Here is a 272-nt window from a genome sequence, read left to right on the forward strand (position 1 = left end):
GTTTGTTCCAGTGCCGGTAAGATCCGGCTGACTTTGTCGAGTGTTTCCTGATACTCCGCTTCGGGATCGCTGTCTGCAACAAGCCCGCCGCCCGCCGCACAGTAGAGCTGCTGACCTTCAGCGATCAGCGTGCGAATGGTGATGCTGGTATCCATCCGGCCACACAGGCTGAGATAACCGATGCTGCCGCACCAGGCATTGCGCCGCTGCGGCTCCAGTTCATCAATAATCTCCATCGCGCGAATCTTGGGCGCACCGGTAATCGAGCCGCC

1 protein-coding gene is annotated in these 272 nt (G+C 59.6%); it reads right to left on the reverse strand.

Annotation, left to right across the window (positions count from 1 at the left end):
- Positions 1–272 (reverse strand): chorismate-binding protein (locus SB756_RS30120; protein WP_410913242.1); only part of this gene is annotated, 272 nt, incomplete at both ends.

The sequence above is a fragment of the Pseudomonas sp. SIMBA_068 genome, assembly GCF_046534705.1.
GTDB lineage: Bacteria > Pseudomonadota > Gammaproteobacteria > Pseudomonadales > Pseudomonadaceae > Aquipseudomonas > Aquipseudomonas putida.